The organism is Streptomyces sp. NPDC052040 (assembly GCF_044548405.1).
GTDB lineage: Bacteria > Actinomycetota > Actinomycetes > Streptomycetales > Streptomycetaceae > Streptomyces.
This window is the reverse complement of record NZ_JBIUBV010000012.1, coordinates 57,085-77,337: the sequence shown is the minus strand read 5'-3', so window position 1 is coordinate 77,337 and position 20,253 is coordinate 57,085. Positions and strand designations below refer to the sequence as shown.

The following is a 20,253-nucleotide window of genomic DNA, read 5'->3' as shown; positions in this document are numbered from 1 at the left end:
GGTCACCCGCCTTCCCCGTCGGTGTCCAGCAGCCCGGCCCGCTGGGCGAGCAGGGCTGCCTGTACCCGCCCGGCCACCCGCAGCTTGGTGAGGATGGCGCTGACATGGTCCTTGACCGTGCCGGTGCCCAGGTGCAGCCGGGCGCCGATCTCGGCGTTGGACAGGCCCTCCGCCAGCAGGAGGAGCACGTTCCGCTCCCGGTCGGTCAGCAGCTCGACCCGGGCCGCCTCCTCGTCGACGCCGGGGGAACCGGCGTCGGCGCGGGCCCCCAGCAGGGTCCGGGACGCCTGCGGGGACATCACCACCCCGCCCGCGGCCAGCGTGCGGACCAGCTGCGCCAGCTGGTCCGGCTCGGTGTCCTTGAGCAGGAAACCGGCCGCGCCGGAGTGCAGGGCCGTCAGTACGTACTCGTCGGCGTCGAAGGTCGTGAGCATCGCCACCACGGGCGGATCCGGCCGGGCGCGCAGCTCCCGCAGCACGGTGAGACCGTCGACGTCCGGCATCCGGATGTCGAGCAGGACGATGTCCGGCCGGTGCTCCGCGACCGCGGCCAGGGCGTCCGCGCCGGTCGCGGTGGCGACCACCTCGATGTCGTCGGCCGCGTTGAGGATGAGGCTGAAGCCGGACCTGACCAGTGCCTCGTCGTCCACCACCGCCACCCGGATCACCTGCGTACCGCCCTCCGGTACCTCTTCCCCTGCCTTCCCCCCTCGCCGTCGGCCCTGGAATCCCCCTCCCTATCGACCCTAGAGTCCCCTCTCCGTACCGACCAGCGACCGCCGCCGTTCCCTCTCCCCGTACCGCCCAGCGACCGCCGCCTCTTCCGCGCCCCGCCGGTCGGGGGGCCCGTGGCCGCCGGTCGGCGGGGATGGCCGGGTCTCCTGCCGGGTACCCCGCCTGACCAGTGCTTTTCACTCTGGATCCATGGCATACGACGCAGCCCTCACGGCGCCCCCGGCCCGCATGGCGGACGGCAGGACGCCCTCCACGAGCCGCCTGGTCGGCGTGGACCTGGCCCGCGGCCTGGCCGTCTTCGGCATGTTCGCGGCCCATGTCGGACCCGACCCGGACCAGGGCGGTGTCACCGGCTTCCTGATGGAACTGTCCCGCGGCCGGTCCTCCGCCCTGTTCGCCCTGCTGGCCGGTTTCGCGGTCGTCCTGATCACCGGGCGTCGTACCCCGAAGACCGGGCTCGCCGGACGCCAGGCCGTCGCGAAGGTGGTCATCCGGGCCGTCATCCTGCTGGCCCTGGGCAGCGCCCTGACCATGTGGGGCACCCCCATCGATGTGATCCTGGCCTTCTACGGGCTGTTCTTCCTGCTGGTGCTGCCGCTGTACCGGCTCGGCGCGGGCCCGCTCGCGGCCCTGGCGGCCGGTACGGCCCTGGTGTTCCCGCAGCTGCTCTACGCACTGGCCCCGATGGCCGGCGGCATCGGCACGTCCCCCGCGGACGGCCACCCCGACGGGCTGGTCTCCCTGCTGCTCACGGGCAGCTACCCGGCCCTGACCTGGCTTTCCTTCGTTCTGGCCGGCATGGCCGTAGCCCGCCTCGACCTGTCCTCGGCCGCCGTCCGCACCCGGACGGCGCTCACCGGCGCGGCGCTCGCGGTCGTCGGCTACGGCGGCTCCTGGCTGGCGCTGCACCTGTTCCCCGGCGCCGTGAAGGCGATCGCGGCCTCCGGGGCGGGCGGCTCGGCGGCGTCGGCCTGGTGGTCCGACACCGCGGGCTCCCCGGACGGCACCACCCCGGCCTGGATGCTGGCCGCCGCCCCGCACAGCGAGACGACCCTGTCGATCGTCGCCAACACGGGTGTGGCGATCACCGTCGTGGCCCTCTGCCTGACCGCCATGGACTCCTTCCCCCGTCTGCGCCGCCTGGCCCGGCCGGTCGTCGCGGTGGGCTCCATGTCGCTGACGGCGTATGTCCTCCACATCCTCGCGATCCGGGTCCTGGGCCCCGACCTGGACGATCTGCCGGGTACGGCGATGCACGAACTGCTCGGCTTCATCGTGTCCGCCGCCGTCTTCGCCACCCTGTGGTCCCGCTTCTTCCGGCGCGGCCCCCTGGAGTGGCTGATGGGCCGGGCGACCGGGCTCGCGCGGTACGTCCCCGAGGGACGCGGGCCCCGCAGGGCGCGCGGAGACCTCCCGGTACCGGCCCAGGCACTGCCGTAACCCCACCGCCCCCGAGCACCACGCACCGGCACCCGGCCCTCGCCGGGTGCCGGTCCGTCGTCCGCGGACGATCGGCCCCGACCGGAAGGACTTCCCTGCCACAGCGGGCCGGCCCCGGGCAACGAACCCCCGTAGTCCCCCCAGCACGACGAGCCACCCGCACCCCTCCCCCCAGGGCGACGGACCGCCCGTAGTCCCCCATCACGCCCCGGCGCCCCGCGCAACCGCCTTGGGCTGTCCGGGGAATTGTGTTCATCGGATCGGGTGACGCGTTGCGGCGCCTCCGCCGCGGTCGTGTGCCGCGCGCATGGACTGGCCGCGGACCACGGCGAGGCCGCCCGTCACTCCCGCTTCGCGACCGGCTGCCCGCGCCCGCTCACAGGCGCCGACCGGCGCCGGGGAAACGAAGGGGACACCGGATGCGCCTACTGCCCGTCGTCGTACGGAGCGCCCTCGCATCGCTCCTGCTCCTGCTCGGTATCGCACCGGCCACCGCCCAGGCCACCGAGGCCGGCGCCGCGCACCGCTTCCACTGTCCCACCATGAACCGGGACCGCGGAACGAACACCGCCCCGCCGCCGCTCCAGCGGTACTACCGGATGGACTGGCGGCTGGGACCGGCGCACCTCCCCCGGTCGGGCCCGCTCGGGCGGATGCTGAGGGGCTATCACCGTACGGACGACACCACCGCCTCCCGCTTCATCCGGTGCTTCTGGCAGACCAACCCGGCGACCACGATGTCCGGTTGGTGGTACCCGAACAACAACGGCTTCGTCCTCAGGAACGGCAGGCCGGTCGAGCACCCGCAGACCCTGCGCCGGGGACAGCTGCTCGATCTGTTCGGCAGCGGCTTCGGCCACTTCCTGGCCCCGGCGGGCACCCCGTACGCCCGGCGCGCGATCCCGCCGAGCAATCTGGACACCTACGACCCGAACCACCCGTTCAGCTACCACCTGTACCGGGTCGTGCGCCCGTTCACCGTCGCCGCGGGCCCGATCCGGCCCTGGTTCGGCCAGCCCGGCCTGGGTCTCCAGTATCTGACGACCCCGTCGATCCCGGACCTCGTCGCCTCCCACAACCTCAAGGAACTGCCGGTAACCTGACGCCGCCCGGCCCCGGGTGGCCCCGGATCCGCCGGACCACCCGGGACACGGAGGACGGACGGCAGCGATGAACCGCACCGAACTCGCCGACAGGCTCCGCTCCGCGGGCGTCCCCGACCCCCTGTACGAGATCACCGGGGTCCACGCCGTACCCCTCCAGCCCGACGCCTACTACTTTCTGCGCCCCGAGGGCGCCCGCTGGGCGGTCGGTCTGCGCGAACGCTCCCGGGACACCGACGTACGGCACTTCGCCACCGAGGCGGAGGCCTGCGCGCATCTCCACCACCTGCTCACCCGGGTCCCCCCGCCTTCCTCCGAGGCCGCGGAACCCCTGGAGCGACTCCTCGCCGACCCCGAGGAGATCCAGCGGCAGGCCTGGGAGGACTTCCACCACGCGGCCGGGCACGGCCGGGGTGAGGACCGGGACGACGGCGCCTGAAGGTACGTCCCCCCTGGCCGCAGGCCGCGCTCAGTCCTCCGGGCGGCGGTTGCGGGCATAGAGGCCGAAGGTGGTGGCGGGGGCGAGGCGTTCGCCGAGCGACTGGAGCACACCCGACTGCGTCGACCAGTAGCGCCGCAGCTCCACCCGCTCGAAGGCGGCCGAGAGCAGTTCCCGCAGGGCCACCTCGTCCACGCCCTGCCGTACGACGTGGTACTCCGCCATGTCGGCCTCGTTCGTCTCGTCGTAGTGGCCGCGCAGTCGGCGCACCCGCGTGGCCAGTCCGCGCCGCAGATCGCCCTGGCCGAGCCGCCACAGCAGATACGCCCCGCGGTCCAGCCGCATCGAGGCACCGGACCGGCGCGGGTACCACAGGGGGTCCTGGACGCTGAAGAACGCGCCGCCGGGCGCGATCCGTGTGACGAGGTGTCCGACGGTGCCCAGGTAGTCGGGGATGTGGTGCAGTACGGAGATGCAGACCACGGCGTCGACCTGGTCGGTGCGCAGGAGTTGGCCGCCCTCCGGGTCGTGGGTCACGGTGACGCGCGGGTTGTTGCGGAAGCGGTGCCGCAGGACCGCCGCGCTGGGGGCGCTCATCTCCGTCACCTCGACGCTCGCCCCGGCCGCCGCCAAGTGGTCGGTGAAGGTGCCGTGTCCGGCCCCGACCTCCAGGACCCGGCAGCGGCCGGTGCGCGCGGTGACCTCGCCGACCAGGGTGTGCAGGCCCGCGATCACCCGCTCGCGGATGCGGTGGTGGCGGATGTGGGGGGAGCCCTTGGCGTAGTCGTGCCCCTCGTGGTGGGCGCGTTCCTGAAGCTCCCCGATGGTGGGCCTGCTCAGCATGTCCGTCATGCCGGGGACCCTATGCGCGGCGCCGCCCGCACGGCCCTGCCCTCCGGCGGCCCGGGCCCGTAATTCATGCGTCCGGACGCAGCCCGCCGGACGAGCCCGTTCCGGCCGCCTCTTCACCGGAAACAACGGGCCCGGGCGAACCGCCTTGTCCGGCAGTCCTGTTCGCGGACGAGCCTGACGGGCCGTCGGGAGTGGCGGACTCGGGGCGAGGATGCGGACGTACCGTCACCCGTCGGTCACCACCGGGGGGAGAGCGTGATCGAATCGGGTCCGGTGCCGCTAGGCTGGGATCCGCTCCGGCTCTCCGCCGTCGCCCGTTCCGACGGCGTCATGGCCGGGGGCGGTCGAGCGGTCTCACGGCATTCGTCCAACGGCATGAGGATGTAACAACAGGTGCTGATCGCGGGCCGGTACGAGCTGAACACCACCATCGGGCGCGGCGCGATGGGAGAGGTCTGGCGGGCGTACGACCGGATGCTCGGCCGACCGGTCGCCGTCAAGCTGCTGCTGGCGCAGAACTCCGACCCCACCGCCGCCTCCCGCTTCCGGCTGGAGGCCCAGACCGCCGGGCGGCTGCACCACCCCCACGCCGTCGGTGTGCTCGACTTCGGCGAGCACGAGGAGCGGCTGTTCCTGGTCATGGAACTCGTCGACGGCGACAGCCTCGCCCGGGTCCTCACCGATGACGGCCCGCTGTCCGCGGAGCGCGTGGCCCATATCGCCGCACAGGCCGCGGCCGGGCTGGCGGTCGCCCACGACCAGGGCATCGTGCACCGGGACATCAAGCCGGGCAATCTGCTGCTGGACGCGGACGGCACGGTCAAGATCGGCGACTTCGGCATCGCCCGCTTCATGGACGACCCCTCGGCCGCGCTCACGGCGACCGGGCAGATCGTCGGCACCAGTCTGTACATCGCGCCGGAACGCGCCCTCGGCAAGCCCGCGGGACCGCCCAGCGACGTCTACTCACTGGGCTGTGTGCTCTATCAACTCCTCACGGGGAAACCGCCGTTCCGGGCCGACACCCCGATCGCGATCCTCCACCACCATCTGGACAGCACCCCGGTGCCGCCCCGGGAGCTGGGCGTCCCGCTGCCGCCCGCCTTCGAGAACTATCTGCTGAGCCTGCTCGCCAAGCGGCCCGAGGACCGGCCCACCGCCCACCAGGTCGCCGACTGGTTCGGTACGGGCGCCTGGCAGGGGCGTTCCGAACCGCTCCCGGCCATCGCACCGCAGCCGCGCCACGCACCGGCGGCCGCCCTGGAACCGCCCACCCTGCCCGCCGCGGACACGGGCCCGGCGACGACGTACAAGCTCCCCTCGGCCGGACCCGTCCCCGGCCATCGCGCGGCCCACCGCCAGCGCCCCCAGCCGGGCGGCCACCGGGAACGCCCCGCGGCCTCCGCCCACCGGGAGCGCCCCGCCCAGTCCGCGCGCCGCGAACGCCCGGGCGCGGCGGCCCACCGGGAGCACCCGGTGGCCCCGGGCCACCGCGAACGCCCGGTGACGGCCGGACACCGCGACCGTCCGCCGACCGCGGGCCACCGTGACCGGTCCGCCCCGGCCGGTCACCGGGAGCGGGCGACCCCGGCGGGACGCCGTGACCGGTCCGCGGCGGGCGGCCGGGGCGCACCCGGCTCGCTGCGCGCCTTCGCCTCCGCGCGGCCCCGCGCCATGGGGCTGATCGCCGCGGCGGCGCTCTTCCTCACCGCGATGTTCGTGAGCATGGCGGTGTTCTCGCCGGACAGCAGCTCCGCGGAGACCCCCCAGGAGACACAGTCCAGCCCGGTACGGCCCGCCCCCTGACCCCACCCTGTTCCCGTCAACGCCCCTGCCCCGCAAAGGCGTTGTGTTGACAGAACATTGACCATCCGAAAAGGAACCGCGCCGGGCCCGAACTGTAGGTTCACCGGCATGCCCCCACAGCCCCCGCGCCTGCCCGTACTCCCGTACCGCAAGCCCACCCGCGGCCGGGACTACTGGATCATCGACGACGTCCTGCCGAACGTGGACGAGATCCGCGCCCGGTGCCTGGCCAAGGGCGAGGACGAGTGGACCAAGGGCCATCCGTACACCCAGGAGAGCTGGCCGGGGCTGCGCACCATGCCCGGCCTGGAACCGTCCGAACTCGGGCGCGTCGAACGGCTCGTACGCAAGGAGACGGGCGCCCAGAAGCTGTGGCAGGAGACCGCGCCCGGCGGCGGCACGCTCAACCACAACTGCATCCAGGTCGTCGGCAAGGACGAGGGCGAACCGCGCCCCCACACCGACTCGCGGGCGCTGTGCCGCTATGCGTCGGTGCTCTACCTCAGCCCGGACATCCCCAAGGACTGCGGTACGAGCTTCTTCCGGCAGAGCCTGCCCGGCGGTGTCCTCGGCGGCAACATGGTGCAGGCGCCGCACACCAACCTGGTCGAGGCACTGGGCACCCGCTATGTCGCGCCGGACGCCTTCACCGAGGACATCCGCGTGCCGCAGCGCTACAACCGGCTGCTCCTCTACAAGGCCAACATCATGCACAGCGCCACGGGTTACTGCGGCAGCGAGCTGGAGGACAAGCGCATGACAGCCGTCTTCTTCTGGATGGCCTGACGGCACCGCCCCGGGGCCCGGGCGGTGCCGTCAGCGGGTGGGGTTCAGCGGCAGGTCGTCCGTGTACGCGTTCACGGGCCGGGTGATCCGCTCGACGGTACGGGCGTCCAGCGCGGCGGGCGCGGACGAGGTGCCCAGGGTTCCGCCGGGGTGCCAGGTCCCCGTCACGGCCACCCAGGTGTCGGCGGCCGGGGCGGGCCTGCCGTGCACCCGCACCAGGACGGTCTGCGCGTCAGCGGCGCAGCAGCTGAAGATGATCCGGGTCAGCTGCCAGCCCCCGCCCCGCTTGTCGGGGGTGACGAAGCCGGACATCCGGATGACGCGCCCCCTGATGTCCCCCGCATGGTCCTGCCGCACCCGGGTGGTGAAGCCGGTGAGGGTCATGGGGACCGGTGAGGTGCGGGGCAGCGGGTCGAAGCGCTGCTGCTCCTTGACCACCGTGGGCGCCTGGCGGGCGGCGGTGTAGGCCCCGAGGGCCGGCGGCGCGAAGAGCAGCAGGCTCAGCGCGGGCAGAAAGAGCAGCCAGGCGACCCGCGGAGTGGCGGAGTGGTCGTGCCCGTGGCCCTCATGGCCTTGGCTGCCGTGCTCGCCGTCGGTGGTGCGCTCGTTGTCAGTGGCATGGTCGCCGTCGGTGGCGTGCTCGTCATGGCCGCCGTGATCGCTGCTGTCGCTACGACCGCTGTTGTCGCTACGGCCGCCGCTGTCGCTACGGCCGCTGCGGCGACCGCGGCCGAGGCCCGACGCCGCGTCCAGCAGTCCCAGGGCGAGCAGCAGCACCCCCGACACGACGAGCAGCGGCCGCAGTCCCTCCTTCACATAGCGCAGGGACAGGTCCGTGAAGAGCGAGACATGGAGCAGACCGAGCCCGCAGAGGACGAGCAGCAGCACCTGGGCGGGACGTTTCACAGCAGGACCCCTCCGACCAGCGCGCTGCACAGCACCGCGACGACGGTCGTCGCGGTGGAGAAGCGGGCGGCGAAGGCTCGCCCGAAGGTGCCCGCCTGAAGGGCGATCAGCTTGAGGTCCACCATCGGCCCGACCACCATGAACGCCAGCCGCGCGGTGGGCGGGAAGCCGCTGAGCGAGGCGGCGACGAACGCGTCGGCCTCGGAGCACACCGCGAGGACCACGGCGAGCCCGGCCAGGAAGAGCACCGACAGCCAGGGGGAGCCGGAGAAGGCGTCCAGCACCGAGCGCGGGACGGCGACGTTGAAGGTGGCCGCGGCCATGGCACCGAGCACCAGAAAGCCGCCCGCGTGCAGGAAGTCGTGCTGGAAGCCGAGCCGGAACTCGGTCCAGCGGCTGTGCCCCGGCCGGTGCCCGGTGTGCCGCACGGTGGGCCGCAGCCATTCCTCGCGGCCCAGCCAGAGCCACAGCCAGCCCATCACGGCCGCGGTGGCGAGCGAGGCGAGCAGCCGGGCCAGCACTATGACGGGGCTGCCCGGGAAGGCGACCGCGGTCGCCGTGAGCACGACCGGGTTGATCGCGGGGGCCGACAGCAGGAACGCGAAGGCGGCGGCCGGTGTCACCCCCCGGCGGATCAGGCTGTTCGCGACCGGCACCGACGCGCACTCGCAGCCGGGCAGCACCGCACCGGCCACGCCCGCGACGGGCACGGCGAGCACGGCCCGCCGGGGCAGCACCCGGGTGAACACCTGGGCCGGTACGAAGGCGTTGATGGCACCGGACAGCGCGGTGCCGAGCAGCAGGAAGGGCAGCGCCTGGACGACGATGGCGAGGCACACGGTCCGCCAGGCCTGCATGACGGGCTGCTCCAGCCACCGGCCGAGCAGGAGCAGCACCGGGCCCGCGAGGACGGCCGGACCGAAGAGCAGCGGCCAGGGGAGCTTTCGCGGGCCGCCCGGGGGCGGGGGCGGGGGCCCGTCGGCGGCCGCCCCGGGGGCGGCGGCAGTCGGATCCGCCGCCGCGGTCAATGCATCCGCCTTCTGCATGCCAACCCCGAATGTCCGATGTTCGGATCGAACATAGCGGGTGCCGATCCGCGCCTCCCCGCTCCGCCACGCACCGTCTTTCCGTGCTCCGACGAGCGGTTCCGGGGAGACGACCGGGGACTCGGGGCGCGCCCTGTGTGACGACGGCCACAGCGGGAGGCCCGGATTTTGCCTGGGGAAAAGGTTTCGGGTGCCGCCGTGCGCGTATCCCTGGACGTTCGATCAACCAGGAGGTGCCATGCGCATTTCGCGGAACGCGGCGGGAACCCTGTTCGTGGGGGGTGCCCTGACGCTGACGCTGACGGCGCTCGTCTATCCCTCGATGCTGGGCGTGCAGACCGTGTCGAGCGCTCCGGCGCGTGTCATCGCCAACACCGCGTCGGGACCGCTGACCGAGGCGGACCGCGACTTCGTCGTCAAGGTGCGGGCCGCCGGTCTGTGGGAGTTTCCCTCGGGCGAACTCGCCGTGAAGAAGGGCACCACGCCCGCCGTGCGGATCGCCGGTGAGCACCTGATCAACGGACACGCCAACCTCGACGCCACCGACCGCAAGGTGGCCGCGGAGCTGGGCATCACCCTGCCGAACCAGGCGAGCCCGCAGCAGCAGGGGTTCGTGGCGACGCTCACGGCCGACCAGGGCAAGAAGTTCGACTACGACCTGGCGAACATCCTGCGGCTGACGCACGGCCAGATCTTCCCGGTCATCGCCAACATCCGCGCCACCACGAAGAACACGCTGGTCCGCCAGCTGGCCGACCAGGCGAACGACACGGTCCTCGACCACATCACGGTGATGGAGCAGACGGGCCTGGTGGACTTCGACACCCTCCTGTTCCAGGAGACGACCCCGCCGAAGCTCCCGAAGGCCAGCATGACCCCGCCCGCGCCCGCGCCCGGCGAACCGACGGTGATCCTCTCCCCGCCGCCCGGCTTCACCCCGCCCCCGTCGACCACCCCGTCCCCGGTGCCGACCCCCACGACGGGCTGACCTCCGCGACCGGTCGGCCTCCGCGGCGGGGCGGCCCGACCTCCGCGCGGCCGCCGGGCAGAAAGGTGGGCCCGGCGCTCATCGGGGGATTAGAGCGCCGGGCCCGTGGAGGAAGGTCACTGGGCACCGGGGGCGCAAGGGGCGCACGCGGGGGCGCTTTGCGCTCCGGTTTGAGCCATGTTCGATCACCGCTCCAAGGCTGTCAACCTCGTTGAAAGCGCGACGAGTTCATTGCCCCATCACGTTTCGGCCACATCAGGAAGGTGACCTTCCGGTACCGGATCGCTGCCTCGTCCTCCATCCGGGTGACGTCCGAACTCCCCCCGGGCACTTGGGAACTTCTTTACCCGTGCGACCGGTTCCACGGACAGCGGATCGGTCGCGCACCACCCGCGGGTGCGGGCCGCCGGACGGACGGCGAAGGCGATCAGTGAAGGAGCGCACCGGCATGGTGTTCAAACGGCTGCTCGGGGCGATCGGTGCCCACGGCCCCTCGGTGGACACGGTCCTGGACGGGGGCACGGCCCTGCCCGGCGGGACGCTGTCCGGCCGGGTGGAGCTGCGCGGCGGCGGTTCAGCCGTGGAGATCGAGCACATCGGGCTGGAGCTGATCGCACGGGTGGAGGCGGAGCACGAGGAGGGCGAGAGCGAAGGCGCCCTTCCCTTCGCCCGGTTCACGGTCGGCGGCGGCTTCCGGCTCGGCGCGGAGGAGCGGATCGGCGTCCCGTTCAGCGTGCCGCTGCCCTGGGAGACCCCGATCACCGAGTTGTACGGGCAGCGGCTGGGCATCGTCCTCGGCGTGCGCACGGAGCTGGCGGTGGCCGGGGCCCGGGACAAGGGCGACCTGGACCCGCTGGCGGTGGGCCCGCTGCCGGTCCAGGAGGCGGTTCTCGAGGCCTTCGGACAGCTCGGCTTCGGCTTCCGCTCGGCGGACCTGGAGTACGGCCGGATCGGCGGGACCGGCCAGCAGCTCCCCTTCTACCAGGAGATCGAACTGACCCCGCCCCCGCGGTACGCGCACACGGTGACCGAGGTCGAGCTGACCTTCCTCGCCTCTCCCGAGGGCGTGGGGATCGTCCTGGAGGCCGACCAGCGCGGCGGCCTCTTCTCCTCGGACCATGACGCCCTGGCCCACTTCACGGTCGGCCACCACGAGGCCCACACCCGCGACTGGAACGCGGAGGTGGACGGCTGGATGGCCCGGCTCCTCGACCACCGGGCGGTCCAGGGAGCGGGTGCGCTGCCCGGAGCCCACGCCCCCGCCCCGTACGGCGGCGGCCACCCGGTCCACGACGGCGGCTCCTACGCCAGTCCCTACGGCAGTCCGTACGGCGGCCCCCACCACGGCCACCACGACGGGTACTACGGCGGCCATGGCGACCATCAGGCCGGGCACTACGGCGACCACGACGGCGGGCGTCACGACGGGCACCGCTCCGGACCCGGGATCGGCACGGCGGTCGGCGCGGGAGCGGCCGGGCTGGCGGTCGGGGTGGTGGGCGGCCTGGTCGCGGCCGAAGTGGTGGACGAGATCGGCGACTTCTTCGAAGACGAGGAGGACGGGGGCGACGACGACTAGCCCATCCGGTCCACGGCGTCCCCCGGAGCGGCGGCCGTGGGGTGCCTCGAAGGGGTGCTCGCCGCTGGCCCGCGCCGGGCGGTGCCTCGAACGGGTGCTCACCGCTGGCCCGTACCGCGCGGCGCCCGGAGGCTGGCTCCATGGACGTTCCGCCGCGCGAAGGCTCTCCGCCCTTCGAGGACCGTACCGACTTCGAGAACGCCGACCGCGGTTTCATCGCCGCCCTGGAGCCCGCGACGGTGCGGGACGCGGGCGGCAGGGTGGTGTGGGACGGGGAGGCCTACGGCTTCCTCGGCGGGGACTGCCCCGGCACCGCGCATCCCGCGCTGTGGCGGCAGTCGCAGCTCTGTGTGCGCCAGGGGCTGTACGAGGTGACCGAGGGCGTCTACCAGGTGCGCGGACTCGACCTCGCCAATATGACCCTCGTCGAGGGCCGGGACGGGGTCCTGGTTATCGATCCGCTGGTCTCCGCCGAATGCGCGGCGGCCGGACTCGACCTGTACCGGCGCCACCGCGGCCCCCGCCCCGTCACCGGACTCGTCTACACCCACTGCCATGTCGACCACTTCGGCGGCGCCCGGGGAGTGCTGCCGCACGGCGAGGAAACGGGGGTGCCGGTGCTCGCACCCGTCGGCTTCCTCGAACACGCGGTCAGCGAGAACGTGTTCGCGGGCACCGCGATGACCCGCCGCGCCGCCTTCATGTACGGCACCCGGCTGCCGAAGGGACCCGGCGGGCAGATCGGCTCGGGTCTCGGCACGGCCCTGTCCACCGGCACGATCACCCTCGTCCCGCCGACCGTCGACATCACCCGCACCGGGCAGCGGGAGACCGTCGACGGCGTGCCCATCGTGTTCCAGACGACCCCGGGCACCGAGGCCCCGGCCGAGATGAACTTCCTCTTCCCCGAGCGGCGCGCGCTGTGCGTGGCCGAGAACGCCACCCACACCCTGCACAACATCCTGACCCTGCGCGGCGCCCCGGTCCGCGACGCCCACGCCTGGTCCCGCTACCTCGACGAGACCATCGACTTCTTCGGCGACGCCTACGACGTGGTCTTCGCCTCGCACCACTGGCCGACCTGGGGGCACGAGAACGCGGTCCGGCTGCTGGCCGAGCAGCGGGACCTCTACGCGTATCTCCACGACCAGACGCTGCGGCTGCTGAACAACGGTCTGACGGGCCCGGAGATCGCGGAGGAGCTGCGGCTGCCGCCCGCCCTGGAGGCCGCCTGGCACGCCCGCGGCTTCTACGGGTCCCTGAGCCACAACGTCAAGGGCATCGCCCAGCGCTATCTGGGCTGGTACGACGGCAATCCCGCGCATCTGTGGGAGCACCCCCCGGCCGCCCTCGCCCGGCGCCATGTGGAGGTGGCGGGCGGCCCGGAGGCGATGCGCGCGGCGGCCCGCCGCTACGCCGACGCCGGTGACCTGCGCTTCGCCGCGACCCTCCTCAACCATCTGGTCTTCGCCGACCCGGCGGACACGGAGGCGAAGGAGATGCTGGCGGGCGTGTACGAGCGGCTCGGGCACGGGGCCGAGAACGGGACCTGGCGCAACATCTATCTCACCGGCGCGATGGAGCTGCGCGAGGGGCCGGGCAGCGCGGGCACCGCGGGCGACACGGCCGGGATGAACCCGGCGCTCACCGTGAGCATGCTGCTGGACGCCATCGCGGTACGCATCGACGGGCCGCGGGCCGCCCAAGAGCCCCGGCTGATCATCGACCTGGTGATGGCCGACGAACAGTGCAGGCACCGCCTCAACCTGGAGCACGGCGCCCTCACCCACCGGAGCCTGCCGCTGCACCGCACCCCCAGACCGCACGCGGGTCTGACCCTCACCCTGACCCGCCCCGAACTGCGCGCACTGCTCGGGGGCAGCGGCCTCGCGGGCATCGAGACGGACGGTGACCGGGATCTGCTCAAGCGGCTGTTCTCGTATGTGACCCGGCCGGAGGAGGAGTTCGCGGTCGTGACGCCGTAGGGCTCACAGCGGTGGCTGCGCCGGGGCCGGGCCCAGGGTCGTGGTGCCGGGGGCGGTGCGGTGCCCGAGGCCCGTGCGATAGGCGTCCAGGGCCGCTTCCACCCGGCCGGTGCGCCGCAGCAGATCGCCCAGCAGCCGGCACAGGTCCGCCAGGTCGCCCGCCGCGCCCGCCCGTTCCAGCAGGCTCAGCGCCCGTACGTAGTGCTCCTCCGCCGCCTCCGTGTCGCGGGCGTCCTCCGCGATGATCCCGAGGAGCCGGTGCGCGGCCGCCGAGTGCACCGCGCCCCGCTCGGGGCCGATGTCGCCGAGCACCCCGCGCAGCAGTTCCGCGGCCTCACCGGACTTCCCGAGCCGGTGCAGCACGTCCGCCAGCTCCACCGCGACCTGGCTGCCGTAGAGGGCCGCCCGCTGCTCGGTGAGCATGGCGAGCGCCTCACGCAACTCGTCCTCAGCGCGGCGCAGTTCGCCGTTCTGGGCGTGGAGATAACCGCGCATCCAGTGGCAGTTGGCCAGTTCGGTGCGGATCTGGAGCTGGCGGTAGAGCTCGGCGGCCTTGGCGAGGCTGGTGTCCGCCTCGGCGATCCGTCCCTCCGCGAGGAGGGTGCGGGCGACCGACCGGTGCATCCGGGCCACCAGGGCGGGATCCTTGACCCGGGGCGCCAGCGCCAGCGCGAATTCCGCCGCCTGGGCCGCCCGCACCTGGGCTCCCATGTCCATGTACGGCCCGATGGCGCTCGCGTAGAGCAGCAGCAGGGCGTCCGGGTCGTGCAGCCCGGAGCGGTTCAGTTCGTCGAGGGCGGACTCCAGGAGGTAGCAGGCGTAGCGGAGTTCACCGGCGAGGTAATGCGAGACGGCGCGCCCGCGCAGGGCCGGGACCCGGCTCGGCAGCGGCGCGTCGGCGAGGCACTCCTCGGCCCGCTCGAAGTAACGGCGGCCCGCCGTCAGGTCGCCCAGCTCCAGGGCGCACTCGCCGAGCCCGAGCAGCGCCTCGGCCCGCTCGGCGTCCAGCCCGTGCGCCTCGGCCTCGGCGAGCAGTTCGCCGTACTGCTCGGCCGCGACCCGGGCCACACCGGTGGCCAGGGTGCGACGGGCGTCGGTCAGCCCGAGCCGCAGCGCGGTGGCGAGATGGGCCGGACGGCCGGTGACCAGCTCCTCGTAGGCGACGCCGAGCCGCTCGGCGATGTGCCGCAGCGCCTCGTCGGAGGGACGGACCCGCCCCGCCTCCAGCGTGGAGATGTACGCGGGCGTGTAGGAGGGCTCGGCCAACTGCCGCTGGGTCAGACCCCGTTCGTGCCGGAGCTGCTGCACCCGGCGGCCTATGGTCTCCGGGTCGTCCCGCTTCACCATGCGATCAATCATGTCAGTAAGCGCAGTTGACGGCGGCGTATTCCGGCTTTTCGCCCGTGGCCGCCCACTTCCGCCGGGTCTTCCGACCCCCTAGGTTGGGAGTCACCTTAAGCGTGCTTAATGCATTGCTGTCATCGCTGTCATTGCTGTCATTGCATCCATTGCTGTCATTGCGAGGTCGGTCACCGTGCCCGGACGCCCTTCCGCGCTCCACGGACGCATCTACGCGCGTTACCTCAGAGGACTCGGCGCCGCCGTCGTCACGGTGGCCGCCCTGGTCACCGCGGCCAACGCGGGCCCGGCGGGGGCCGTTCAGCCGGTGCCGGACCGGCATGTCCGGCATCTGCACGCCGCGGACGGCACCGTACGGTGACCGGTCCGCACCGGTGACGGACCGCACCCCGCCGCCTACCCTGGCCCCGTGACCTCCCCCGCCGCACGCACCGCGCTGGACCTCACCGCCGACCTTCCCGTGCCGGACCTGGAGGACTGCTACCGGGACCTGCACCGCCATCCGGAGCTGTCCCTGCGGGAGCACCGCACCGCGGGACGGCTCGCGGAGCGGCTGCGCACCGCCGGGTACGAGACGGCCGAGGGCGTCGGCGGCACCGGGGTCGTCGGGGTGCTGCGCAACGGCGACGGGCCCGCCGTCCTGCTGCGGGCCGACATGGACGCGCTGCCGGTCGCGGAGGAGACCGGACTGCCGTACGCCTCCGAGGTGCCGGGGGTGATGCACGCCTGCGGGCACGATCTGCATGTCACCTGGCTGATCGGCGCGGCGGGCGCGCTGGCCGCCGGGCGCGACGCCTGGTCGGGCACGCTGCTGGTGGTGGGCCAGCCCGCCGAGGAGACCGGCGAGGGCGCACGGGCGATGGTCGAGGACGGGCTGTACGAGCGCTTCCCGCGCCCCGACGCGCTGCTCGCCCAGCACGCGGTGCCGGGCCCGGCCGGTCTCTACGCGCACCGGCCCGGTCTGATCCTGTCGGCCTCGACGGACATGGACATCGTGGTGCACGGCCGGGGCGGCCACGGCTCGCGCCCGGAGGCGACGGTGGATCCCGTGGTGACGGCCGCGTATCTGGTCACCCGGCTCCAGACGGTCGTCAGCCGGGAGACCGCGCCCCGCGACTCCGCGGTGCTGACCGTGGGCCGGATCGAGGCGGGCACCCGGGCCAACATCATCCCGTCGACGGCGCGCGTCTCCCTGAATCTGCGGACCCAGTCGGCCGAGGTGCGGGACCGGATGATCGCCGCGGTCCGCCGGATCGCGGCGGGCGAGTGCCTGGCCGCGGGCTGCCCGCGCGAGCCCGAGGTGACCGTCGCCGCCGACTTCCCGGTCACGGTCAACGACGATGCCGTCGGCCGGCGGGTGGCCGCGGCCCACGGCGAGGTGTTCGGCGCCGCCTCGGTCTTCGACCCGGGCCCGGCGATGGGCAGCGAGGACTTCCCGCATCTGGCGGCGGACGGGATCCCGTACGGCTACTGGTTCGTCACGAGCACCCCGGCCGACGTCTGGGCGGCGGCACCGGGCACGGAGCTGATGGAGAAGTCCACGGCGGTCCCGAGCAACCACAGCCCCCGCTTCGCCCCCGACCTCTCCACCCTCGTCCCGGGCGTGCGGGCCCTGGTGTCGGGGGCACTGGCCCACGTCCCGGTGAACTGACCGACGGCGGCCCGCCCGGGTGCCGGGCCAGGCTCTTTCGTGTGGATCGGGCCTGATCCACACGAGAGGCCCTAAAACCATGTGCGGGCGGCCGGGAGTTCTCCTTACCCTCCGGCCATGCATCTTCGCGAGGAACGTCCGGGCGACGCGGAGTCGGTGCGGGACATCCATCTGCGGGCCTTCGGCGGCCACGGCACCGTCGTGGCCGACCTGGTCGACACCCTGCGGGCCACGATCACGCCCACGGACGGCCTCTCCCTGGTCGCCGAGGACGGAGGGCGGGCGGTCGGGCACGTCATGTTCACCCGCGGTCTGCTCGACGCCCCGCGGCGGCTGGTCGAGGTGACCGTACTCAGCCCCCTGGCCGTCGTGCCCGAGAGCCAGGAGCGCGGTATCGGCTCGGCCCTGGTCCGCCGCGGGCTGACGGTACTCGCCGGGCGGGCCGTCCCCCTGGTCTTCCTGGAGGGCGATCCGGCCTACTACTCCCGCTTCGGCTTCACGCCCGGGGGCACCCGAGGCTTCCGCAAACCGTCCCTGCGCATCCCGGACGGAGCCTTCCAGTCCCTCGCGCTCCCGGCGTACGAGCCGTGGATGACCGGGACACTGGTCTACGCGGAACCGTTCTGGCGGCACGACGCGGTCGGCCTCCGGGACCCCGGCGCATAGCGCCGCGGGCGACTCCGCCGCGGCCGGGCCCCGCCGCGTGGGCGGATCGTCACGGCTGGGGCTGAAGACCGGTCTCCAGGCGGCGCAGGTGCTCCCGGACGTGGTGCAGGGCGCCTTCGCGGCGGCCCGGCACCCGTTCCCGCAACTCGACCAGTTCCGGGCCCAGTTCGCAGGCCCGGGCCGTGTCGGCCATCCGGCCCCACTGGTGGTGCGCCCGGTCCACGGCCGCCTCCACCGCCGGATCCCCGGGCGGCTGCCCGGCGGCGAGCCGGGCCGCGGCGACCGCCAGCCAGGCCGCACAGCTGACGCCGGGGTCGCCCGCGAGCATCGCCAGGTCGGCCCGGACCTCCATCCAGTGCAGCACCTCCTCCGAACCCGCGCCGTGCTCCCGCTGCGCGACCCGCTCCCACCACAGGGCGAGCGCGGCGGCCTCCGTGTGCCTGCCCTCCTGCACAGCGACGGCGAGCGCGGCGTGCGGGTCGGGGAGGGGGGTGGGGGTGGGGGTTGGTGCCGGTGCGGGTGCCGGGCTCGGGCTCGCGCCGGGTGCCGGTTCCGGGTTGGAGTTGGGGCTGGGTTCCGGGCGCGGGCGCGGGCTGGGTTCCGGTGCCGGGGGTGGCGGGGCCGGGGCCGCGAACACGACGGCGGGCGGGTGCGGCGGAGCGGGGATCTCGCGTACGGCGGTGGGGGGCTCGGGGTACGGCGGAGCGGGCAACTCGCCTACGGCGGTGGGGTGCTCGGTCTGTGGCGGGGCCGGGATCTCGCGTACGGCGGCGGGGTGCTCGGGGTACGGCGGTGGGGCCGTAGGACCGGAGCCGGAGTGAGGCTGCGGGTCGGGGTGGGGGGTGTGTCCCGGGGGCGGGGTGGGCCAAAGGCCGGGCGGGGCGGCGTAGTTCGGAACGGGGGCCAGGATGATGTCCGCCTCCGGGCCCGGCGCGGTGCCCGTCTCGCCGAGGGTCCGGGTGAGGGCCTCGTGGTGGAGGGTGGCCGGGTCGGGGCGGTGCCCACTGCGCAGGATCGTCGCCACGGCCTTCATGTACGCCGGTGCCCCCAGCGCACGGCGGGGAGGGGGCGGGGCGACACGGCCGTAGAGGAGGACGGACCGGCCGCAGTCCAGGGGCCGGGCCCGCAGCAGCCGCCAGCTCTCCGCGTCCGCGTGCAGATCCGCGAACACCGTCGTCGTGCCCGGTGGCCGCAGCCGCAGCTCCTCGCCGATCCAGTGCCAGGGGAAAGCCGTGTAGCGCACGGTCGCCGGAGTGGTCCGAGCCAGCGCCAGATGGGGCAGGTGCTCGCGCCGGTCGAGCTGGAGCTGCCCGGCGAGGAACAGCGTCAGCGGTCCGGGCACCGCCGCGGCGGCCCGCAGCCGGGTGAGGACGGCCTGCGGCTCCAACGGGTCGGCGAGTTCGACCACGTTGGCCGTGTCCGTACCGGACAGCACCGGCGGGGCCACGGCCGCGAGCACCGGGAGCACGGAGGCCGCGTCCACCAGGCACCCCCTGCCCGCAGGTGAGGCCGCGAGCAACAGCACGGTTCCGGGCATCGTTCCCTCCCCGATCGATCACGTACGGCAGCACGGTAACGGCTGCGCCTGCAAAGCTGCGACGGAGTGAGAACAAACGCCCGGCTATGGACCGGCTTGTGCGGCAGCGGGGTGATGCTTCGGGCGGGGCCGCGGCTCATGGTTCGCCGGGCGGCCGCGGCCGCCGCAACGCGAAGATCGTCGTGTCGTCGCCGAGGCGTCCCCGGCAGTGGCGCAGCGTGCCGTCGCGGACCAGCCGCACCAGACGGCCGGGCTCGGCGGTGCCCGGGTCCGCGGCCACCGCGCGGGTCAGCCGGTCGAGCAGCGGGAAGAAGCGTCCGGCGGTGTCCCGGGCCTCGGACACCCCGTCCGTGACCAGCAGCAGCGTCTCGCCGGGGGCCAGCGGGGCCCGTACCGCGCCGGGCGGCCGCCCGCCCAGGTCGCCGAAGCCCAGCGGCAGCCGTCCGCCGGGCGGCAGGGCCCGGATCCCGCCGGGGGTGACCACCAGCGCCGGTTCGTGCCCGAAGTTGATGAACTCCACATGCCCGGGGTCGGCGGGCGGGAAGCCCAGCAGCACGGCGGTCGCGAAGCGGTCGTCCTCGTCCCGGCCGATCGCCGCGCCGTAGCGGATGTGCCGCCGCATCCGGGTCTCCAGCCGGTCGGCGACGGTGTCGAGGAGCGGTTCGTGATAGGCCGCCTCACGGAAGGTGCCGAGCAGCGCGGAGGCGGCCGCGACCGCGCCGAGGCCCTTGCCCTGGACATCTCCGAGCAGCACACGGGTGCCGAGGGGGCTGGGCTGGATGTCGTAGAAGTCGCCGCCGACCCGGGCGACGCTGTCGGCAGCCAGATAGACCGCGGCATGGTCCAGGCCGCCCCAGCCGGGCGGCAGCGGGCGCAGCACCGCGCGGCGGGTCGTCTCCACGATGTCCTGCATGTGCAGCATGCGCCGCTCCCCGCGCAGCCGCACCGCGCAGACCAGCACCGCCAGCGCGCCGCCCAGGACGACGAGGACGAAGTCGGGCAGCCCGGTGCGGTACTGGTGCGGCCAGGCGCGGTCCTCCACCACGTAGATGACCACGGCGAGGACGGCGGCGGTGATCGTGCCGCCCAGTCCGCAGATCGCGGCGGCGACGCTGGGGACGAGCACCACCCAGGAGATGATGCGGAAGCTGCTGCCGCTGGCCCAGTCGACCACGGCGATGAGGAAGAGCAGCACGAGCGGTGGCAGCCAGGCGACGCTGCGCCCGCCCACCCGCAGCAGCTGCGACCGTCCGCTCACCAGGGGGTCGGCGCCGGAGGGCCGGGGAAGCAGACCGCGCAGGGGACCGAGCGGGCCGTCGGCGGCGGGGGGCTCCGGGTCGGCCGGGGTGCCGGAGAGCGTGTCGAACCGGGACGG

General features: G+C 73.8%; 18 protein-coding genes. 11 read left to right on the top strand and 7 right to left on the bottom strand.

Annotation, left to right across the window (positions count from 1 at the left end):
• Nucleotides 1-2: 2 nt before the first annotated feature.
• Nucleotides 3-668, bottom strand: coding sequence for a response regulator (locus ACIHAA_RS22870; RefSeq protein ID WP_399820011.1), 666 nt, complete (start codon nt 666-668; stop codon nt 3-5).
• A gap of 256 nt (nt 669-924) precedes the next feature.
• On the opposite strand from ACIHAA_RS22870, the gene ACIHAA_RS22865 reads away from it, so the two are divergent.
• The 3 genes from ACIHAA_RS22865 to ACIHAA_RS22855 all read left to right on the top strand — a co-directional run bounded on the left by ACIHAA_RS22865 (nt 925) and on the right by ACIHAA_RS22855 (nt 3,717).
• A complete protein-coding gene (locus ACIHAA_RS22865; protein WP_399820008.1) occupies nt 925-2,175 on the top strand; it encodes a DUF418 domain-containing protein in 1,251 nt (416 codons plus the stop codon).
• 419 nt (nt 2,176-2,594) lie between these two features.
• Nucleotides 2,595-3,278 (top strand): TNT domain-containing protein, encoded by a 684-nt coding sequence (locus ACIHAA_RS22860; RefSeq protein WP_399820006.1) that lies wholly within the window; start codon nt 2,595-2,597, stop codon nt 3,276-3,278.
• 67 nt (nt 3,279-3,345) lie between these two features.
• On the top strand, nt 3,346-3,717 hold the full coding sequence (locus tag ACIHAA_RS22855) for a hypothetical protein (RefSeq protein ID WP_399820004.1): 372 nt from the start codon (nt 3,346-3,348) through the stop codon (nt 3,715-3,717).
• 30 nt (nt 3,718-3,747) lie between these two features.
• Here the strand turns inward: ACIHAA_RS22855 and ACIHAA_RS22850 are convergent, their stop codons facing one another.
• Nucleotides 3,748-4,569, bottom strand: a complete 822-nt coding sequence (locus ACIHAA_RS22850) for a class I SAM-dependent methyltransferase (RefSeq protein WP_399820002.1) — start codon at nt 4,567-4,569, stop codon at nt 3,748-3,750.
• Nucleotides 4,570-4,962: 393 nt separating this feature from the next.
• On the opposite strand from ACIHAA_RS22850, the gene ACIHAA_RS22845 reads away from it, so the two are divergent.
• Together ACIHAA_RS22845 and ACIHAA_RS22840 are read left to right on the top strand one after the other, a co-directional pair.
• Complete coding sequence (locus tag ACIHAA_RS22845; protein WP_399819999.1) at nt 4,963-6,375, top strand: protein kinase; 1,413 nt, start codon at nt 4,963-4,965, stop codon at nt 6,373-6,375.
• Nucleotides 6,376-6,483: 108 nt separating this feature from the next.
• Entirely contained in the window at nt 6,484-7,161 is a 678-nt protein-coding gene (locus ACIHAA_RS22840) for a DUF6445 family protein (RefSeq protein ID WP_399819997.1), read from the top strand.
• A 30-nt stretch (nt 7,162-7,191) separates the two neighbouring features.
• On the opposite strand, the gene ACIHAA_RS22835 is transcribed toward ACIHAA_RS22840, so the two are convergent.
• Nucleotides 7,192-8,067: a TIGR03943 family putative permease subunit gene (locus ACIHAA_RS22835; RefSeq protein ID WP_399819995.1), complete on the bottom strand. Its 876-nt coding sequence runs from the start codon at nt 8,065-8,067 to the stop codon at nt 7,192-7,194.
• The gene (locus ACIHAA_RS22830) at nt 8,064-9,113 is read right to left on the bottom strand and encodes a permease (RefSeq protein ID WP_399819993.1); all 1,050 of its coding nucleotides are present in this window, start codon (nt 9,111-9,113) and stop codon (nt 8,064-8,066) included. Before ACIHAA_RS22830 ends, ACIHAA_RS22835 begins: the two co-directional genes overlap by 4 nt.
• A gap of 238 nt (nt 9,114-9,351) precedes the next feature.
• Here ACIHAA_RS22830 and ACIHAA_RS22825 point away from each other — a divergent pair, with 238 nt between their 5' ends.
• From ACIHAA_RS22825 to ACIHAA_RS22815, 3 genes are all read left to right on the top strand, one after another.
• Nucleotides 9,352-10,101 (top strand): DUF4142 domain-containing protein, encoded by a 750-nt coding sequence (locus tag ACIHAA_RS22825; RefSeq protein WP_399819991.1) that lies wholly within the window; start codon nt 9,352-9,354, stop codon nt 10,099-10,101.
• A 448-nt stretch (nt 10,102-10,549) separates the two neighbouring features.
• Nucleotides 10,550-11,680: a sporulation protein gene (locus tag ACIHAA_RS22820; protein ID WP_399819989.1), complete on the top strand. Its 1,131-nt coding sequence runs from the start codon at nt 10,550-10,552 to the stop codon at nt 11,678-11,680.
• Nucleotides 11,681-11,820: 140 nt separating this feature from the next.
• A complete protein-coding gene (locus ACIHAA_RS22815) occupies nt 11,821-13,665 on the top strand; it encodes an alkyl/aryl-sulfatase (protein WP_399819987.1) in 1,845 nt (614 codons plus the stop codon).
• Between the two features lie 3 nt (nt 13,666-13,668).
• Here ACIHAA_RS22815 and ACIHAA_RS22810 read toward each other — a convergent pair whose 3' ends face one another.
• The gene (locus ACIHAA_RS22810; protein ID WP_399819985.1) at nt 13,669-15,012 is read right to left on the bottom strand and encodes a helix-turn-helix domain-containing protein; all 1,344 of its coding nucleotides are present in this window, start codon (nt 15,010-15,012) and stop codon (nt 13,669-13,671) included.
• A gap of 187 nt (nt 15,013-15,199) precedes the next feature.
• On the opposite strand from ACIHAA_RS22810, the gene ACIHAA_RS22805 reads away from it, so the two are divergent.
• From ACIHAA_RS22805 to ACIHAA_RS22795, 3 genes are all read left to right on the top strand, one after another.
• On the top strand, nt 15,200-15,385 hold the full coding sequence (locus ACIHAA_RS22805) for a hypothetical protein (protein ID WP_399819983.1): 186 nt from the start codon (nt 15,200-15,202) through the stop codon (nt 15,383-15,385).
• Between the two features lie 48 nt (nt 15,386-15,433).
• Nucleotides 15,434-16,675 (top strand): amidohydrolase, encoded by a 1,242-nt coding sequence (locus tag ACIHAA_RS22800; protein WP_399819981.1) that lies wholly within the window; start codon nt 15,434-15,436, stop codon nt 16,673-16,675.
• A gap of 117 nt (nt 16,676-16,792) precedes the next feature.
• Entirely contained in the window at nt 16,793-17,341 is a 549-nt protein-coding gene (locus ACIHAA_RS22795; protein ID WP_399819979.1) for a GNAT family N-acetyltransferase, read from the top strand.
• Nucleotides 17,342-17,390: 49 nt separating this feature from the next.
• Here ACIHAA_RS22795 and ACIHAA_RS22790 read toward each other — a convergent pair whose 3' ends face one another.
• Both ACIHAA_RS22790 and ACIHAA_RS22785 read right to left on the bottom strand, forming a co-directional pair.
• On the bottom strand, nt 17,391-18,878 hold the full coding sequence (locus ACIHAA_RS22790) for a hypothetical protein (protein WP_399819977.1): 1,488 nt from the start codon (nt 18,876-18,878) through the stop codon (nt 17,391-17,393).
• Nucleotides 18,879-19,014: 136 nt separating this feature from the next.
• Entirely contained in the window at nt 19,015-20,178 is a 1,164-nt protein-coding gene (locus tag ACIHAA_RS22785; protein WP_399820200.1) for a PP2C family protein-serine/threonine phosphatase, read from the bottom strand.
• Between the last annotated feature and the right edge of the window lie 75 nt (nt 20,179-20,253).

Excerpts from the sequence above, each read along its gene's own strand:
- ACIHAA_RS22830 (WP_399819993.1), bottom strand. The coding sequence starts at position 9,113 with ATGCAGAAGGCGGATGCATTGACCGCGGCGGCGGATCCGACTGCCGCC.
- ACIHAA_RS22825 (WP_399819991.1), top strand. The coding sequence starts at position 9,352 with ATGCGCATTTCGCGGAACGCGGCGGGAACCCTGTTCGTGGGGGGTGCC.
- ACIHAA_RS22795 (WP_399819979.1), top strand. The coding sequence starts at position 16,793 with ATGCATCTTCGCGAGGAACGTCCGGGCGACGCGGAGTCGGTGCGGGAC.
- ACIHAA_RS22810 (WP_399819985.1), bottom strand. The coding sequence starts at position 15,012 with ATGGTGAAGCGGGACGACCCGGAGACCATAGGCCGCCGGGTGCAGCAG.
- ACIHAA_RS22850 (WP_399820002.1), bottom strand. The coding sequence starts at position 4,569 with ATGACGGACATGCTGAGCAGGCCCACCATCGGGGAGCTTCAGGAACGC.
- ACIHAA_RS22840 (WP_399819997.1), top strand. The coding sequence starts at position 6,484 with ATGCCCCCACAGCCCCCGCGCCTGCCCGTACTCCCGTACCGCAAGCCC.
- ACIHAA_RS22820 (WP_399819989.1), top strand. The coding sequence starts at position 10,550 with ATGGTGTTCAAACGGCTGCTCGGGGCGATCGGTGCCCACGGCCCCTCG.
- ACIHAA_RS22865 (WP_399820008.1), top strand. The coding sequence starts at position 925 with ATGGCATACGACGCAGCCCTCACGGCGCCCCCGGCCCGCATGGCGGAC.
- ACIHAA_RS22815 (WP_399819987.1), top strand. The coding sequence starts at position 11,821 with ATGGACGTTCCGCCGCGCGAAGGCTCTCCGCCCTTCGAGGACCGTACC.
- ACIHAA_RS22855 (WP_399820004.1), top strand. The coding sequence starts at position 3,346 with ATGAACCGCACCGAACTCGCCGACAGGCTCCGCTCCGCGGGCGTCCCC.
- ACIHAA_RS22790 (WP_399819977.1), bottom strand. The coding sequence starts at position 18,878 with ATGCCCGGAACCGTGCTGTTGCTCGCGGCCTCACCTGCGGGCAGGGGG.
- ACIHAA_RS22860 (WP_399820006.1), top strand. The coding sequence starts at position 2,595 with ATGCGCCTACTGCCCGTCGTCGTACGGAGCGCCCTCGCATCGCTCCTG.